Source organism: Catenuloplanes japonicus (assembly GCF_000717135.1).
GTDB classification, from domain to species: domain Bacteria; phylum Actinomycetota; class Actinomycetes; order Mycobacteriales; family Micromonosporaceae; genus Catenuloplanes; species Catenuloplanes japonicus.
The window spans coordinates 1-16247 of sequence record NZ_JNXY01000048.1 but is presented as its reverse complement, the minus strand read 5'-3'; the positions used below and the strand labels follow the sequence as shown (position 1 = coordinate 16247).

The following is a 16247-nucleotide window of genomic DNA, read 5'->3' as shown; positions in this document are numbered from 1 at the left end:
CGAAATCCTATGCGTGCCGCATGATGGGTGGCGTGTCCACCATCGACGCGTTCGTGGAGTCGCTTGAGGCGAGCGGGCTGCCGCCGCTGCTCAGCCGGAAGCACGGCGGGGAGGCGTTCCGGGCCGGGGTGGTGACGGGGGATCTGGGGCCGTTGCGGTTCGCGGAGTTGCGGACGCCGGCGGGGGAGTGCTTCCGGGACGCGCGGATCGCGCGCGGGGACGACGGCGGGACCTGGCAGTTGTATCTGCTGACGCGCGGGCGGGTGCGGGCGGAGCAGGGGCGGTCGGTGGCCGTGCTGGAGCCGTCGGACCTGGTGCTGATCGATCCGGCGCGGCCGGTGCAGTTCGCCGGCACGGAGACCACGAACGTGACCGTGCTGGTGCCGCGCGCCTCGCTGCGGTTGCACGCGGACGAGGCGGCACGGCTGGCCGGTGTCCGGATCCGGGGCGATCGCGGGCCCGGCGCGCTGGTGTCCGCGCTGGTGAAGGACATGGTGCGGTCCGCGACCGGGTTCCGGGCTGCGGAGGCGGCACGGTCCGCGGCCGCGATTACGGAGTTGATCTCGGTGGCGCTGTCCGCGCAGCTGGGGGACCTCCGGCTGGCCCCGGACGACGCGCTGCGGTCGCGGATCGAGGGCTACATCGAGGCCAGATTGTCTGATCCAGACCTTTCACCGGCAAAAATCGCGAAAAATCATCACCTGTCGGTGCGGCGGCTGCATCGGTTGTTCGAGGACCAGCCGCTCACGGTCGCGGCGCTGATCCGCCGCCGCCGGCTCGAACGCTGCCATGCGGATCTGGCGGCCCCGGGGCGTACCGTGGCATCGGTTGCGGCTCGTTGGGGTTTCTCCGACCCGGCGCACTTCAGCCGGCTGTTCAAGGCGACGTTCGGATACACCGCCTCACGCGCGGCCGCGGACCAGCGGCAGGAAGACCTCGTCCACGATCTCGGCCAGGATCCCGTCCGGGACGGACGGGACGCCCCGCGTCGCGTACTCGGCGCGTAACAGCATGATCGGCGTGCTCGCCACCCGCTGATGCACGGCCGCGGCCGGCGCCTCGCCCCGGCCCGCCGCACGCTCCAGAACGGACAGCCAGGCGCGGTCCATGGTGTCCGCGCCGGACGGTGCGCGCATGAGCGTGAGCAGCTCCGGCTCGTCGGCCGCGGCGGCCAGCAGCGCGCGCAGGATCACGCCGTGCGGCGACGACCAGGTCTCGTTCGCGCGCCGCAGCAGCTCCAGCGCGTCGCCGCGCAGCGTGCCGGTGTCCGGCTGCGGCATCACGTCGTCGGACAGCTGCCGGTAGGCCGCGACGCCCAGCGCGGCCCGGTGCGGCCACCGGCGGTAGATCGCGTTCTTGTTCGTCCCGGCCCGCGCCGCCACCCGGTCCATGGTCATCCCGGCGTAGCCGGACTCGCGCAGCTCCTGCGCGGCCGCGTCCAGGATCGCCCGCTCCAGCTCCTCGCCCCGTCGTCTCACGCCTTGCAGGGTACGCCCCGTACCTTATAGGGTACGGGTCGTACCCTATTGTTGGTGGCGGAAGGCTTCTGATGCGCATCTTCGGCATGAACTACGACACCGGCTTCGTCAGCGGCGGATCCACCACGCACGAGCCGTTCGACCCGGAAACGGTCCGGCGCGACCTGCGCGTCATCCGCGACGAACTCCACTGCGACGCGGTCCGCATCACCGGCGGCCTCCAGGACCGCCTCGAGGTGGCCGCCCGGCTCGCGGCCGAAGCCGGGCTGGAGGTCTGGTACTGCCCGTTCACGAACGGGCTCGACCGCGCCGGTCTGATGGCCTTCGTGCTCGACGGCGCCGAACGCGCGGAACGCCTGCGCCTCACCGGCGCGTCCGTCGTCTACCTCACCGGCTCCGAGATCGCGATGTTCACCGACGACTTCCTGCCGGGGCGTGACCTGGCCGAGAGGATGGCGCTGCTCACCGGCGATCCGGGGCGGCTGCGGGAGGCGCTGGGCGCGGCGCGGGCCGCGGTGCGCGGGTTCCTGGCCGAGGCCGTGCCCGAGGTGCGCAAGCGCTTCCACGGGCCGATCAGCTACGCGTCGCTGCCGCTGGACGATGTGGACTGGTCGCTGTTCGACATCATCGCCGGCGACGGCGGCTACCGCGACGCGACGAACGCGGCGGCGTTCCCGCAGACGCTCGCAGCCGCGGTCGGGCAGGGAAAACCCTATGCGGCAACGGAGTTCGGATCCTGCACGTTCCGCGGGGCGGGGGAGGTGGCGGGCTCGCCGGAGCCGGTCACGTACGGTGCGGACGGGCGTGCGGTCGCGCTCACCGCGGTGCTGGAACGCGACGAGGAGGCCCAGGCGCGCTACGTCCTCGACCTGCTCCGCGACCTGGAGGCGGGCGGGGTCGAGGCGGCCTTCGTCTACACCTTCGCCAACCGCCACCTGCCGACGACGGGGGATCCGGAGCGCGACTTCGACCTGGCGGCCCGTGGGGTGGTGCGGGTTCTGCCGGACGGGTCATGGGTGCCGAAGGCGGCGTTTCATGCGCTGGCGGACTACGGGCGTGATCGCGCGAAGTCGTGAGGTGCGCGGCATCGGGCGGCAGATCAAGGTCAAGAACTAGGTCACTTCCCGCTTCCGGCGTGGTCCGGGAAGACTCTTCGATTCCCGCCGGGCGCCAGCAGCATCGGCGGGCACGGTTACTGAACCTTCAGCGTCGGGTGTAGGTCGCGGTCGATCGATTCCGCAGGGCGCTATGTGCCGAAATTTCGGTGCTTGCGCATGAAAGACAAAAGACCCGCCCGTGGGCGGGCGTCGGGGCTGTTCAAGATCCTTGCGTCTCCGGTGGCCCTTTCGCGCGCCGGGAGAGGGCCACCGGAGACGCAAGGATCTTGGGTCCTGGGGTGGTCTCGGGGTGTGGGAGGGCGGGGGCTAGTGAGGGGTGGTGCTCCAGGCGGGTTTGCCGCCGGTGGGGGTGGAGGTGATGGAGGGGCCGATGAGGAGGAAGAAGACGTCTTCGGTGGCCAGGGGGCAGTGCTCGACGCCGCGGGGGATGACGAGGAGGTCGCCGGGGGTGAGGTGGACGTTGCCGTCGCGGAGCTGGACCGTCAGGTGGCCGTCGAGGATGAGGAAGGTCTCGTCCTGGTCGTGGTGGGTGTGCCAGGTGGTGGAGCCGATGCCCTTGGCGACCTTGAAGAGGTTGCCGTTGGCCTCGGCGACGAGGTGCTGGGACCAGTATTCGGTGAGGGACTTGGCGACGGGGGCGAGCGAGGTCTTGGTGATCATGAGGTGATCGTGCCGGGCGGGAGACGGGGCTGAAAGGTGCGAGGATCGCAGAAAGCGTAAGGATGCTGTCAGGCCGCGGGGGCGAAGCGGCGGCGGTACTCGGACGGGGTCAGGCCCAGGTCGCGGCGCATCAGGGTACGGAGGTTGGTGGCGGTGCCGAGGCCGCTCTCGCGGGCGACGATCTCGATGCGGCGTTCGCCGCGCTCGATCAGGCGGCAGGCCAGGGCCAGGCGTTCGCCGGTGAGCCAGGCCAGCGGGGTGGCGCCGAGCTGGGCGCGGAAGCGCCGGTGCAGGGTGGCGGGGCTGACGGCGGCCCGGTCGGCCAGGTCGCGGACGGTGAGGGGGCGATCGAGGCGCTGCTGGGCCCAGGCCAGCAGCGGGGCCAGGGATTCGTCCAGCAGAGCGGGGACGGGGCGTTCGACGAACTGTTTCTGGCCGCCGTCGCGGTGGGCGGCGAAGACCAGGCGGCGGCCGACGGCGGCGGCGATCTCGGCGCCGTGGTCGCGGCGGACGACGTGCAGGCCGAGGTCGAGGGCGGCGGCGCTGCCGGCGGAGGTGAGGATGTCGCCGTCGTCGATGAAGAGGACGTCGGGTTCCAGGGACACCGAGGGGAATCGGGAGCGGAACGCGTCGGCGAGCTGCCAGTGGGTGGTGGCGCGGCGGCCGTCCAGGACGCCGGACTCGGCCAGCGTGAACGCGCCGCTGCAGAGGCTCATCAGGCGGGTGCCGCGCGCGTGGGCGTCGCGGATCGCGGTCAGCACGGACGGTCGGGTGGGGGTGCCGACGTCGGGGCGGTTGGGGACGATGAGCGTGTCGGCGGTGGCGGTCTCCTCCAGGCCACCGACGCCGGTGAGGGTGAAGAAACCCTGGCGCATCCCCACGGACGGTACGGGGGTGCACAGGCGCACGTCGTAGAGCTGCGGGCCGAGCTCGGGGCGGTGCAGGCCGAAGATCTCCAGGACGCAGCCGAGCTCGAACGGGTTCGAATGCTCGTCGACGACCACGACAACGCGGTGCTGAGAGGATCCATCCGCCACGGGCCGTTTCTATCACACGACCAGCGGCGGACAGTGCACGTGAGAAGCAGATCAGATGTACGGCCAGCCGACCGGCTGACCCACGGCGAGGCGGCCCGGGAGCGTCCACTGGGTGGTGGACAGGTTGGCGGCCTGGGCTGCGGCCATGCCGTCGCGGAAGATGCGGCCGAGGCGGTTGGCGCGGTAGAGCGGGTCGGAGCTGCCGAGCTCGTACATGGAGACGAGCACGGCCCGGGACGTCTCCGTGACCAGGCACATCGCACCGCGTACCGCCGCGCGTTGCCCGTCGGTCGTCGGCAGACCGGCGGCAACGGTACGGTCCAGGTCGCGCTGCGTCTCCAGCAGCAGGCCACGGGCGGCGGCGACCTGGGTGAGCGCGCGGCCTACGGCGGCGGTCACGTGATCCTTCGAGGCCAGGGTGACGCCGTCCATGCCCCGTTTCGTGGTGGCGATCGTGATCAGCTCGTCGATCGCGGCCTGGGCCATGCCGATCAGCACGGCGGCGCAGCCGGGCATGAGCAGGTTGACGGCGGGCAGGCGGTACGCGGGGCGGTCGACGCGCGCGGGCGCGAACAGCGCCTGGGTCATGTGTGCCGGCACGAACAGGTCCGCGACGGCGACCGCGCTGCTGTCCGACGCGCGCAGGCCGACCGTGTCCCACGTGTCCAGCACCGTCACGTCGGCGCGGGGCACGGCGCAGAAACGCACGCCGACCGAGGGATCCACGCCGGCCAGCAGGAACCACTCCGCGAGGTGCGCACCGCTGACGATCTTCCACTGGCCGCTGATCCGGTAGCCGCCGTCGGCGGGCGTGAGCAGGCCGGGCTGACCTGAGTGGGCGATCAGCGGGTCGGGGGCGGCCCAGATGCGGGCGACGGCCTCCTCGGGCAGCCAGCCGGTGCCGAAGCCGACGTTCAGGTTCCACAGCACCCACGCGGTCGGGCCGTCGATGCGCGCGATCGTGGCGTAGAAGTCCAGCGCGGCGCCGACGGTCACCTCGTAACCGCCCATCTCCACGGGTGTGAACAGCCGGAAAGCGCCGTGTTCGCGCAGCTCGGCGACCAGTTCCGGCGCGAGGCGGCCGTCGGCCTCGTTCGCGTCGCGGTGCTTCTCGATCACGGGGCGCAGCAGCTCGGGCAGTTTGTCGATCGACACGATGGTCCTCTCACGGGGCCCGCCGTCCGGGCCCTCGGGACCGGACGCGCGGTCCGCGCGAAAACTGCGCCCCGCGCGGTGTGATCCAGGACTCAGACGCCGTACGCGACGCCGATCCTCGCCACCCGGCCCTCCCGCAGGCGCAGCATCCAGGCGAACGTGGGCGGGCAGTGGTCGGGGCTTTCCGGCGGGTTGTGGAACGCGCCCTCCCAGACCAGCACGTCGTCGCTACCGGCCACGTCGCGCAGCGTACCGACCACGCCGGCCTCCATGGTCCAGTCGATCAGCGTGCCGAACGCGGTCCGGTCACCGGTGAGCGCGCCGAGGAACATCACGGAGAAGTCCGGCCGGTACCAGTCCTCGATCACGCTCGCGTACCCGCCGCGGTGAATGGTCGTGAAGTGCTGACGCGCCAGCGCCCAGTGCGTCTCGGCCTCCGCGTCGGCGGTCCGGTAGGCCTCCCCGGCCGTGTCCCGCAGCGTGCGGGCCAGGATCCGGCGCCCGTCCCGCAGCCGGCTCCCGACCGTGTCCACGCCGATGCCGCACAACTGCGCGATCTGGTGGTACGACGAGAAGCCGCTGAAGTACCGCAGCAGCACCACCTCGCGGATCGGCGCGGACAGCCGCCCGACCGCGTGCCGCACCCAGTCCCGCGCGTCGGCCGTGTCCAGCATCTCGTCCGGCCGGGGCTCCGCGGCCGCGGGCAGGTACAGCTCCGGTTCCGCGACCGGGATCGGCCGGCGGGCGCGCAGCTGGGTCCGGCACACGTTGCGCACGATCGCCCGCAGCCACGGCCCGGCGGAACCGGGGTCGCGCAGCGTGGGCAGCCGGCGGAACGCGGTCAGCACCGCGTCCTGCACCGCGTCGTCGACCTCGTCGGTGTAGCCGAGCAGCGCGATCGCGGTGGCCCGCATCCCGGCCCGGTGCCGCGCGGTCAGCAGCGCGAACGCGGGCACGTCCCCGGCCGCGGCGGCCCGCGCCAGCTCGTCGTCCGGGATCATCCGGACACCGTAACCCATCGATTCCGGCGGTAACACGGACCATAGTCGATGCAGAACGTCGGTGCGGCAACTAATCTGTTCGGCATGGCTTCCTTCAATGACACGGTGATCGAGAAGTTCCGCGCCAACGACGGCGTGCTCGACGGGTACTGGGAGGGCAAGACGACGCTCCTGCTGCACACGCCGGGCCGCAAGACCGGCAAGGAGAGCGTCAACCCGCTGGTCGCGGCGCCGCACGACGGGTCCTACCTGGTCTGCGGCAGTGCGGGCGGCGCGCCCGCCGACCCGCAGTGGGTGGCGAACCTGGAGGCGCTCGACGGTCCGGCCACGATCGAGCTCGGCGCGGAAACCCTGAAAGCAGAGCACCGGGTGGTACGGCCCGGCCGCGACACGGAGTGGGACGACCTCTACACCACGTGGCGCGCGTACTGGCCGGACGCGGCCGACTACGAGAAGAAGACGGACCGGAAGTTCCCGCTCGCCGTGATCACGGTGCGCTGAGAAGGGACTAGCCTCGTCTGGTGATCGAGTTGTCCCCGGTCGAGGCTCGTCGGCTCGCCGTCCGCGCCCAGTTGCTCGACGCGGACGGCGCGCCCGCAGAGTTGCTCGAGGTCGTGCGCCACCTGACGCGCGTGCAGCACGACCCGACCGCGGCCGTCGCACCCAGCGCCGACCTGGTCCTGTGGGCCCGCCTCGGGGCGGATTATCACCCGCGCGACCTGCGGGACGCGCTCGACGAGCAGCGCCTTCTGGAACTGGACAACATGATCCACCCGGCCGGGGATCTCGCGCTCTACCAGGCCGAGATGGCCGTCTGGCCCGGCCGCCCGCCGCTGACCGAGTGGCAGGAGGACCTGCGCGACTGGGTCGACGCCAACGACGGCTGCCGCCGCGACATCATCGCCCGCCTGCGCGGCGACGGCCCGCTGACCGTCCGCGAGCTGCCGGACACCTGCGTCGTGCCGTGGCGCTCCTCCGGCTGGACGAATGATCGCAACGTCCGCAAGCTGGTCGACCTGATGGTGGCCCGGGGCGAGGTCGCGGCCGCCGGCCGCCGCGGCACCCAGCGGTTGTGGGACCTCGCCGACCGCATCTACCCCGACGACCCGGTGCCCTACGACGAGGCGATGCGGGCGCGCGCGACCCGGCGGCTCCGCGCGCTCGGCATCACCCGCCCGAGCCCCGGCGAGGAGCCGGTCGGCGAGCTCGCCACCGTCGACGGCGTGCGCGGGCGCTGGCGCGTCGACCCCGCGCTGCTGGACGCCGGTTTCACCGGTCGCACCGCGCTGCTGTCCCCGCTGGACCGCCTGGTCTTCGACCGCAGAAGACTCACCGACCTCTTCGGGTACGACTACCAGCTGGAGATGTACAAGCCGGCCGCGAAACGCCGCTGGGGCTACTGGGCGATGCCGATCCTGTCCGGCGACCGCCTGATCGGCAAGCTCGACGCCACCGCCGACCGCCGCGCCGGCGTCCTCCGCGTCGACGCGATCCACGAGGACGCGCCCTTCACCCCGGCCGAGTCCGACGCGGTCCGCGCCGAGATCGACGCGCTGGCGGAGTGGCTGGGCCTGGATCCGGTGGAGGCCGCGCCCGGCGCGGACCGGTGATCTCGCCGGCGCAGCCGTCGCCGGACCCTGTTCACACGTCGGCACCTTCCGCGATCGGGGCGTCCGGATCTTGACCGTGGGGGAGGGCTGTGGAAGCGTGTGAGGCACACCTACGACTGAGGGACTGAACGCCAATGATCCGGGCCGGCCTGCGGGCCGCCTGAACCCGTCCGCCGGGGCTCTGCCGCCGGCCGATGCGTGGTGTGAGGCGGTCCGGCGTTCATCGAACACCGTTCTCTCTCGATCTGAGGTCTGTAGTGAGTGTGGATCTGCGTATCCAGAAGTCCGTCGTCGCCAACCTTCTCCGCCGTCCGCTGGCGGTCGCGCTCGGCCCGTTCGTCCTGGGGCTGGACCCGGCGACCGGCAATCCCGGCGTCAATTACGCCACCCCGCTCCCGGGCGCGGAGATCACGCCCTCCGATGTGGAGGGCCTGGTCTCCGCGTTCCGTGCGCACGACCGCATGCCGCGCCTGGAGTACGTCGCGGCCTGCGTCCCCGGCCTGGAGGCCCTGCTCGGTGCGCGGGGGTTCACCCTGGAGGCCCGGCACGAATACCTCGTCCACGGTGGAGGCGCGCACGTCGTACCCCCTGATGTGCCCGGGTTCGCTCTGCAGGAGCCGGAGAACGATGCGGATCGCGCACGTCTGGTGGCGGCGCAGAACGAGGCGTTCGGCGAGGAGCCGATCGCCTCGGACGCTGACGTCGCACGCCTGACCCGCGTGCAGGAACAGGGCGGCATCGTGCTGATGGCCGTGGACCACGACGGTGCGTGTGCCGGTGGCGGGCTCGCGGTCGCGCCGCACGAGGGCGTGAGCGAGATCGCCGGGATCGCGGTGCGCCCGGCGTTCCGGCGGCGCGGGCTCGGCGGCGCGGTCACGGCCGGGATCACCGCGCGGCTCCGCGCCCGCGGGACGGACCTGGCCTGGCTGGAGGCCTCCGGTGAGGACTCGTGGCGCGTCTACGAGCGCATCGGCTTCCGCGCGTCCGGCAAGCGGCTGTACCTGCGCGACGCACGGTAGCGAGGTACTACCGGTACCTGCCACATCAGGAACTCCCGCGCCGCTGACCTGCCTGTTTGTCTAGGTGCGTCAGTAGGGACCCCGATGTGACGGGAACTGGAAATGCGCGCAACTCTCATGTACGGCCCCGGCGACGTCCGCGTGATCGACGTGCCGGACCCGGTGCTGCAACAACCCACCGACGCGGTGGTACGGGTGGTGCGGTCCTGCGTCTGCGGCAGCGACCTCCACCCGTACCACAGCATGACCCCGGAGGGCACAGGCGCGCCGATGGGCCACGAGTTCCTCGGCGTGGTCGAGGAGATCGGCGCGGACGTCACCACCGTGACGCGCGGTGACCTGGTGGTGGCGTCGTTCGCCTGGCAGGACAACACCTGCGACCTCTGCCGCGAGGGCGTGCAGACCTCCTGCCGGCACGGCGGCTTCTTCGCCATGAACGGCATCGGCGGCGGCCAGGCCGAGGCGGTGCGCGTGCCGCAGGCCGACGGCACGCTGGTCCGGCTGCCGGTCGCGGAGGACGCCGCGCTGCTGCCGTCGCTGCTCACGCTCGCGGACGTGCTCGCCACCGGCCACCACGCGGCCGTCCGCGGGCGGGTCACCGCGCGCACCACGGTGACCGTGATCGGTGACGGCGCGGTCGGCCTGCTCGCGGTGCTCGCCGCGCGGCGGCTCGGCGCGGAGCGGATCATCCTGATGGGCCGGCACAAGGCGCGCACCGATCTCGGCCTCGAGTTCGGCGCGACCGACGTGGTCGCGGCGCGCGGCGAGGAGGGCATCGCGCGGGTCCGCGAGCTGACCGGCGGCGACGGCACGCACGCGGTGCTGGAATGCGTCGGGCACCGGCCGGCCTACGAGCAGGCGCTCGGCGTGGTCCGGGCCGGTGGCGTGATCAGCCGGGTCGGCGTGCCGCAGTACGCGGACGGCGACGTCGGCTGGAGACTGTTCGGCCGCAACCTCACGCTGACCGGCGGTCCGGCCCCGGTCCGCAACTACATCGAGGAGCTGCTGCCGGACGTGCTGGACGGCACGATCGACCCCGGCCGGGTCTTCGACCGGACGCTCGGCCTCGAGGAGATCCCGGACGCGTACCGGGCCATGGACGACCGATCCGCGCTCAAGGTGCTGATAAGGGTGTACTGAGCGGGTCTGTCTCGGCTGACCTGCGCCGACGTACCGTGGCGGGGTGGACAACCGCGCTGAAGTCCGCGAGTTCCTGACCTCGCGGCGAGCCAAGATCACCCCGGAGCGGGCGCACGTGCCGCAGGCCGGTCGACGCCGGGTCCCCGGCCTGCGCCGAGGCGAGGTCGCCGCGCTGGCCGGGGTCAGCGTCGAGTACTACACGAAGCTGGAACGCGGCGCGCTCGGCGGCGTCTCGGCCGGCGTCCTGGACGCCCTGGCCCGCGCGCTGCAGCTCGACGACGCCGAGCGCGCCCACCTGTTCCACCTGGCCCAGGCCGCGGACGGGACCACCGCGGCGATGCGCCCCCGCCGACGCGAGCCCCGGTCGCCCGCGGTCCGGCCGAGCCTGCGGTGGGCGCTCGACGCGATCACCACCGGCCCGGCGATCGTGGCCAACAGCCGCTCCGACCTGGTCGCGGCGAACCTGCTCGGCCGCGCGCTCTACACCGACGTCTACACCGGCGGTGTCCCGAACCTGATCCGTTTCACGTTCCTCGACGCGGCCGCGCACCGCCTCTACCCGCAGTGGGCGCACGCGGCCGACATGTGCGTGGCGAACCTCCGTACCGCCGTGGGCTGCGATCCCTTCGACCGCGCCCTCCAGGAACTGGTCGGCGAGCTCTCCACCCGCAGCGACGAGTTCCGCCGACGGTGGGGCTCGCACGACGTGCGCATCCACGGCGGCGGGGTGAAGACGTTCCACCACCACGTGGTCGGGGACCTCTCGCTGGCCTACGAGAGCCTGGACCTCCAGGCCGAGCCCGGCCACGTCCTGACCATCTTCTCCGCCGAGCCCGGCACACCCCACGCGGACGCGCTCGCACTGCTGGCCTCCTGGGCCGTCACCCATGAGACGAGCGACCGGCCCCAGCGGACGGAGATCCACTGAGGCCGGTGCGGGTCAGGCGGGCTTGTCGCCGTCCTGTTTGGTGGCGTCCTGGGTGCGGGCGCGCATCTTCTCGGCGAGGCTCTGCTTGCGGCGGGCCGCCTCGGACTGGTTCTCGACGCGGCCGGCGAGCGTGGAGGCGTCCGTGCCGCGGCCGGAGCGGCGGCTCAGAGACTCGCTGGGTTGTTTCACCATGGTGGTTGGTCCTTTCGTCGCAGACCATTCTGAAGCCTGACATGCGGCACGGCGCGTTCTTTCGCGGGGTTACGCCTGCCACACCGGCAGGGTGACCCGCGACGGATGCCCCGGATCATGGGATATCTCCTGCTCGGCGCGGTGCGTGACAGCGGCGACGGCGGCCGGTTCGCAGGTGCCGGGATTACGCGCGTAACGCGGGTGCGCGCCGGAGCTGACCTGCACGCTGATCCGATGCCCGGCCGCGAACCGGTGGAACGTGGGCCACAGCGGCACCTCCACGTCCCCGGCGCCGTCGGCGGCAACACGGCGAATGCCGTCGCAGACCGTCATCGACCGGCCGTCCGGGTGCACGTCACAGATCCGGACGAACACGTCCGCACTGGGCCGGGAGGACCGGAACCGGAGGTGGGCGACCGGCACGCCCGCGACCGTGACCGTGACCGGCGAGGTCAGCGGTTCGCTCCGGAAGACCGTGACGTCCGGGCGGCGTTCGTGCGCGGCGTTGTCGACCGGGCCGGAGCGTGGCATCAGGCTCGGGCCGCCGACCGCGGGCGTGGGGTCGTCCGGGTCGTAGACGTAGCGGGTGACACCCCCGTCCGGCACGGCCGGGTCGAGCCGGCCCTCGCGGTGCAGGTGCCAGACCTCGGGTGCGGTACCGGGCGGCGGCCAGGCGGGCAGATCGTGCCACTGTTCGGCACCCAGCGGTGGGTGGCGAGGCCGTCGCGCTCCTCGTCGAGTTGCGGCGTGAACACGCCGCCGGAGCCGGACGTGCCGCGGCAGCTCTGGAACAGCACGGTGAACCCCTCGCGGGCCAGCGCGCCGGCGAATCCGGCCGCGCCGCCGCGGCGCCCGTACGGCCCGCGGATCACGATCGTCGGCAACCGCGGATCGGTCTCGCCGATCGGCGTGATCAGGTCCGCGCGCAGCACGACCCCGTCATCCATCGGCACCTGAAGATCCTTTTCGAGCCTGATGTCGTACGGACCGGGCGCGAGCCCCCGGTAGGTGCGCGCCTGCCGCCACCGGGCGAATCGTTGTCTGCTCACGGGCTTGTCTCCTTACAGGTCGAACAGGTCGAGCGCGTGCGGGGTGGCGTCTCCCGGGCCCCGCTACCGGATGTTCAGCCGGAAGGCCTCGCGCAACGTCTCCGAGACCGCCACCGCCCCGATCTCCCCGAACGTGGCCCCGGTCGGCCAGGTGACGCTCACGTCGAACGGCGTGATGTGGGTGGTGAACCCGCCGGGCCACCGCCGCTCCACGCCGTCCTCGGGCGTGAACGACCAGCCGCGCGTGACCAGCGGGTACAGGATCTCCCGTTTCTCGCTGGTGTCCAGCGCGATCGTCCGGGCCGCCGCCTGGGCCGCGTCCGGCCGGTGGACCTCGCGGTCGAGCTGCCGGAACGGCTGGAAGATCTCGTAGTCCGCGAACACCTCCACCCAGGTCGCGAGCTCCGGGCCGGCCAGCGCCGGGTGGTAGAGCGTGACACGCCGATCGTCGGCGAGCGTGACCGTCGTGTCCGCCACGTCCGCGAGCGTGCCGTCCTCCGCGACCCGGAACGCGGGACCGTCGGCCGCCTGCCACAGCAGCGCCCGCGTCAGGTACCGCACGGCCGGGTGGCCGATCAGCAGCGTGCGCAGCTCCGCCGCGGACCAGGAGCGGCCGGTGATCATCGCCTCCTCCAGCGCGCGGATCCGGTCCGTGGCCAGCGACCGCGCGTCCCTCTTCAACGCGGCGAACGCCCGCTTCGCCTCGTCCGCCAGCGCGGCGTCGTCGGAGGCGGCGGCGCGCGGCAGGCCCGCCAACCGGCGGCCGTCCGCGTCCGCGACCAGCGGGTTGAGCTTCACGTCGAACGTGACCGTGAACCGCCGCGGGCCGTAGTCCAGGAGGAACCGGCCGTCCGCGTCCAGCCCGAGGTCGGAGACGATCCGGTCGTTCAGCTCCGCCGTGGTCAGGCCGCGCGCCTGCGCCATCTCGTCCAGCTTCGCCGCGGCGAGCTTCCGGAAGCTCTTCGTCCTCGCGGTGCGCGCCATCCGCTGCAGGCAGGTGAGCGCGGTGTCGGTGCCGAGCGTCAGGAACACCTCCAGGCCGGTCCTGGCGCGCGCGGTCGCGTGCTCGCTCCAGCCGAGCACCTCGTCGGTCAGCCGCGGCAGCACCGTGTCGTCGCCGAGGAACGTGAGCGCGACCAGCGCCTGCTTGTCCGCGGCCGGATGCTCGACCCGCGCCCACTGGGTGAACAGCGCCCAGCCGAACGCGGTCAGCGCGGCCGGATCACAGGCCTCCCGCACCTCCGCCAGCCCCGGATGCGGTGCCGCGAACGTGGACAGCGACAACAGCGCCAGCAGCCGCCGCACCGCGGTCTCCGGCAGCACCGCGCCGTCGTGCGTCCGTAGCGGGACCGGCGGCAGCGCGGGCACGACCAGCCAGTGCGGGAGCGCCCTCGCCTTCACGCCGGCCTGCAGCGCCGCGGGCAGCGCGGACTCCGGCGCGACCGGGCCGGACGGCACCCGCGGCGGGAGGACCGCCTCGACCCGTGCGCGGGCCGCCTCGTCCAGCTTCGGCAGCATCCGGGCGACGAGGTCCGGGCGGGCGAGCACGTGGTCCCGCAGCAGGTCCCCGGTGAGCATGCGCAGGGCGCGCTCGGGCTTGCGGGCCGCGGCCTTCACCACGAGCGGGCGGATCAGCGGGCGGTCCGCACGCGCGGCGAGCAGCGCGAACGCCTCGTCCGTGTCGATCGAGGCCAGCCAGGTGACCACCTGCTTACGGTCTGCGGTGCCCGGCTCCATCCCGTCGAGCAGGGCCGCGAGGCGGGTGCCGACCAGCGCGCGCTCCTCCGCCGGCAGCACGGCCAGCAGGTGCATGCCGCGCAGGTCTGCCGCGATCGGCGGGAGGCCCGGCTCGGCGAGCAGGCGCATCGCGCGCTCCGGATCGCGGCTGACCACGCCGATCTGCTGGAAGTCGGCCTGCCGGTGCTCCAGCGTGTGCCGGATGACGTGCCGCATCGCCTCGTCCGCCGGGATCCGCAGCACGTAACCCAGCTGCGTGTTGTTCATGGCATTCGCGAAGATCAGCTGGAGGCCCACCTCGGCGCGGTATTGCCGGTGCGCGGTCAGGAAGTGCACCGCCTCGGACCCGAGACCGTCCAGCAGCGTCGCGATCAGCGGGCGCGCGCCGAGGCTGGACAGGGCGTGCAGCCTGGCGTGGTAGAAGTCGCGGCCCTCGGCCTCGTCGAACGCGGCGAGCACGTCGGCGTGCCGCTGCACCTGCGCGGCCGAGGTCGCGGAGAGCGCCGGCAGCACGGGCAGCATCAGCTGCTCAGGCTCCGGATACCGCGCGTACCACGAGGGCATCGCGTCGATGTCCTCGTCGATCCAGTCGTCCTGGTCCGGGAGCACGAAGGACACGGCGATCCGCTGCGGGAGCGGGCCGCTCCGGTAGCCGCGGAGCGCCTCGGCCGCGGCCGCCCAGGTCGCGTCGTCCGCGGCCGCAAGGTGCGTGCGGACCAGGCACGCGGTCCGGAACACCGCGTTGTCCTCGTCCTGACGCCGCAGGTGGACCGGGTCCTTGCCGGCACGCCACGCCCGCGGCACGCCGGTCTGCCGCGGCAGGCGGCAGAACGCCTCCGGCGCGCGCAACGGGTGCAGCATCATGCCGGCCATCTCGGCCACGGCCCGCGCCGCGAACACCACGCCGTCACGGGCGATCCACCCGAGCGCGAACATCGGCTCCGGATCGTTCGCGAACTCCCGCCACTCCCTGATCCGGTCCGCGACCATCATCGCGGCCGCGGCCGCCCCGCGCGGAGACAGTGGTGCTCCGGGGCGAGGCAGGTCCGCCGCGTACCGCCGGGCCTCCTCGAGCAGCTCCGGGTCGTACTCCGCATCCTTCGCGTCCTGGAGGTCGGACGCCGCCAGCACCGACAGCAGCAGCTCCGTCGCCGCGGGATCGGCCGTCGGCACCTCGAACGGCTGCCCGCCGCGCCGGGGGAGCTGCACGCCCCGCCACACCTCCGGCATGTCCCAGCCGTGATCGAATCGCATCCATACCTCCATTGGCATCGAACGCCGCGAGCGTACCGACGGGGTGCGACAGAACCGCCGGTCCTTTCTGGACATACGATGAGAGGCGCGACATTAACGGCAAATCATGTCGTCGCACGGATGAGAGGATCACCCGAGTGTCCGGAAAGACTGTTATGCGCGTCGGGCTCTGCACGCTGATGCTGACCGGGGCGCTGGCCTCCACCGCCACGCCCGCGGCGGCGGCCTCCACCGCACCGCGCCTCACCTCGCTGGTCGGCCTGTCCGCCGAGCGCATCCTGCTCGCGGACAAGGTGGCCGCGGCCAAGTTCGGCACCACCTCGCCGATCGAGGACCCGGTCCGGGAACAGGTAGTGCTGGACCAGGCCGCCGCGCTCGCGGCCGAGGCCGGTCTCGACACCGCGGAGACGGTCACGTTCTTCCGCGCGCAGATCGAGTCCAGCAAGCTGGTCCAGCAGGGCCTGTTCGACCTGTGGACCGCCCACCCGGAGCTGGCCCCGGCCGAGCGTCCGGACCTGGCCACCGAGGTGCGGCCGGAGCTGGACCGGATCACGATCGCGTTCATCGGCGAGCTGTCCGCCACCGACGAGCTGCGCGCCCCGACCACCCGCTGCCGCGTCTCGCTGGTGGTGGCCGAGCACAAGGCCGACCGCCAGTACCACCTCGACCGCCTCCACGAGCGTGCGCTCCGGGACGCGATCACCCCGGTCTGCGCGGCCTGACCACGAATGCCGGACGGGTGGTTCCGCCGCCCGTCCGGCCCGTCAAGGTCAAGATCCAGTTCCTGTTCCCGCTTCCGGCGTGGTCCGGCAGCGTTGCTCCCGCGGGCACCGGTCGTCGCTGGCGCTCCTCCCTGCCAGTTTGTGGGC

General features: G+C 72.7%; 16 protein-coding genes and 1 pseudogene. 8 read left to right on the top strand and 9 right to left on the bottom strand.

The window, feature by feature from the left end:
* Positions 1-32 precede the first annotated feature (32 nt).
* Positions 33-1007 (top strand): helix-turn-helix domain-containing protein, encoded by a 975-nt coding sequence (locus OP04_RS45690; RefSeq protein ID WP_408606859.1) that lies wholly within the window; start codon positions 33-35, stop codon positions 1005-1007.
* Here OP04_RS45690 and OP04_RS45685 read toward each other — a convergent pair.
* Positions 903-1478: a TetR/AcrR family transcriptional regulator gene (locus tag OP04_RS45685; protein WP_085067309.1), complete on the bottom strand. Its 576-nt coding sequence runs from the start codon at positions 1476-1478 to the stop codon at positions 903-905. The genes OP04_RS45690 and OP04_RS45685 overlap by 105 nt on opposite strands.
* A gap of 71 nt (positions 1479-1549) precedes the next feature.
* Here OP04_RS45685 and OP04_RS45680 point away from each other — a divergent pair, with 71 nt between their 5' ends.
* Complete coding sequence (locus OP04_RS45680) at positions 1550-2554, top strand: hypothetical protein (RefSeq protein WP_033346330.1); 1005 nt, start codon at positions 1550-1552, stop codon at positions 2552-2554.
* Between the two features lie 348 nt (positions 2555-2902).
* On the opposite strand, the gene OP04_RS45675 is transcribed toward OP04_RS45680, so the two are convergent.
* From OP04_RS45675 to OP04_RS45660, 4 genes are all read right to left on the bottom strand, one after another.
* Positions 2903-3256, bottom strand: a complete 354-nt coding sequence (locus OP04_RS45675) for a cupin domain-containing protein (protein WP_033346329.1) — start codon at positions 3254-3256, stop codon at positions 2903-2905.
* A 68-nt stretch (positions 3257-3324) separates the two neighbouring features.
* Positions 3325-4293 carry a GlxA family transcriptional regulator gene (locus tag OP04_RS45670; protein ID WP_198154274.1) on the bottom strand — a complete coding sequence of 323 codons (969 nt, stop codon included), beginning with the start codon at positions 4291-4293 and terminating at the stop codon, positions 3325-3327.
* A 51-nt stretch (positions 4294-4344) separates the two neighbouring features.
* Positions 4345-5448, bottom strand: a complete 1104-nt coding sequence (locus OP04_RS45665) for an acyl-CoA dehydrogenase family protein (protein WP_051800071.1) — start codon at positions 5446-5448, stop codon at positions 4345-4347.
* 92 nt (positions 5449-5540) lie between these two features.
* Entirely contained in the window at positions 5541-6449 is a 909-nt protein-coding gene (locus tag OP04_RS45660; RefSeq protein WP_051800070.1) for an RNA polymerase sigma factor, read from the bottom strand.
* An 84-nt stretch (positions 6450-6533) separates the two neighbouring features.
* Between OP04_RS45660 and OP04_RS45655 the strand changes: the two genes are divergently transcribed.
* The 5 genes from OP04_RS45655 (at position 6534) to OP04_RS45635 (ending at position 11146) form a co-directional block, all read left to right on the top strand.
* The gene (locus OP04_RS45655; protein WP_033346325.1) at positions 6534-6950 is read left to right on the top strand and encodes a nitroreductase/quinone reductase family protein; all 417 of its coding nucleotides are present in this window, start codon (positions 6534-6536) and stop codon (positions 6948-6950) included.
* Between the two features lie 20 nt (positions 6951-6970).
* A complete protein-coding gene (locus OP04_RS45650) occupies positions 6971-8059 on the top strand; it encodes a DNA glycosylase AlkZ-like family protein (protein WP_033346324.1) in 1089 nt (362 codons plus the stop codon).
* A 263-nt stretch (positions 8060-8322) separates the two neighbouring features.
* A complete protein-coding gene (locus tag OP04_RS45645; RefSeq protein ID WP_033346323.1) occupies positions 8323-9078 on the top strand; it encodes a GNAT family N-acetyltransferase in 756 nt (251 codons plus the stop codon).
* 102 nt (positions 9079-9180) lie between these two features.
* Entirely contained in the window at positions 9181-10218 is a 1038-nt protein-coding gene (locus OP04_RS45640; RefSeq protein WP_033346322.1) for a zinc-binding dehydrogenase, read from the top strand.
* A gap of 43 nt (positions 10219-10261) precedes the next feature.
* Positions 10262-11146 (top strand): helix-turn-helix transcriptional regulator, encoded by an 885-nt coding sequence (locus OP04_RS45635; protein ID WP_033346321.1) that lies wholly within the window; start codon positions 10262-10264, stop codon positions 11144-11146.
* A 12-nt stretch (positions 11147-11158) separates the two neighbouring features.
* Here OP04_RS45635 and OP04_RS45630 read toward each other — a convergent pair whose 3' ends face one another.
* The 4 genes and pseudogenes from OP04_RS45630 to OP04_RS45620 all read right to left on the bottom strand — a co-directional run bounded on the left by OP04_RS45630 (position 11159) and on the right by OP04_RS45620 (position 15378).
* Positions 11159-11338: a hypothetical protein gene (locus tag OP04_RS45630; protein WP_033346320.1), complete on the bottom strand. Its 180-nt coding sequence runs from the start codon at positions 11336-11338 to the stop codon at positions 11159-11161.
* 69 nt (positions 11339-11407) lie between these two features.
* A complete protein-coding gene (locus OP04_RS52700; RefSeq protein ID WP_232323998.1) occupies positions 11408-12019 on the bottom strand; it encodes a CocE/NonD family hydrolase in 612 nt (203 codons plus the stop codon).
* Between the two features lie 20 nt (positions 12020-12039).
* A pseudogene (locus OP04_RS56265) lies at positions 12040-12285 on the bottom strand (CocE/NonD family hydrolase); the annotation flags it as partial.
* 165 nt (positions 12286-12450) lie between these two features.
* Positions 12451-15378, bottom strand: coding sequence for a DUF4132 domain-containing protein (locus OP04_RS45620; protein ID WP_157241240.1), 2928 nt, complete (start codon positions 15376-15378; stop codon positions 12451-12453).
* Between the two features lie 137 nt (positions 15379-15515).
* Between OP04_RS45620 and aroQ the strand changes: the two genes are divergently transcribed.
* Positions 15516-16100, top strand: coding sequence for a gamma subclass chorismate mutase AroQ (gene aroQ / locus OP04_RS45615; RefSeq protein ID WP_198154273.1), 585 nt, complete (start codon positions 15516-15518; stop codon positions 16098-16100).
* Positions 16101-16247 lie beyond the last annotated feature (147 nt).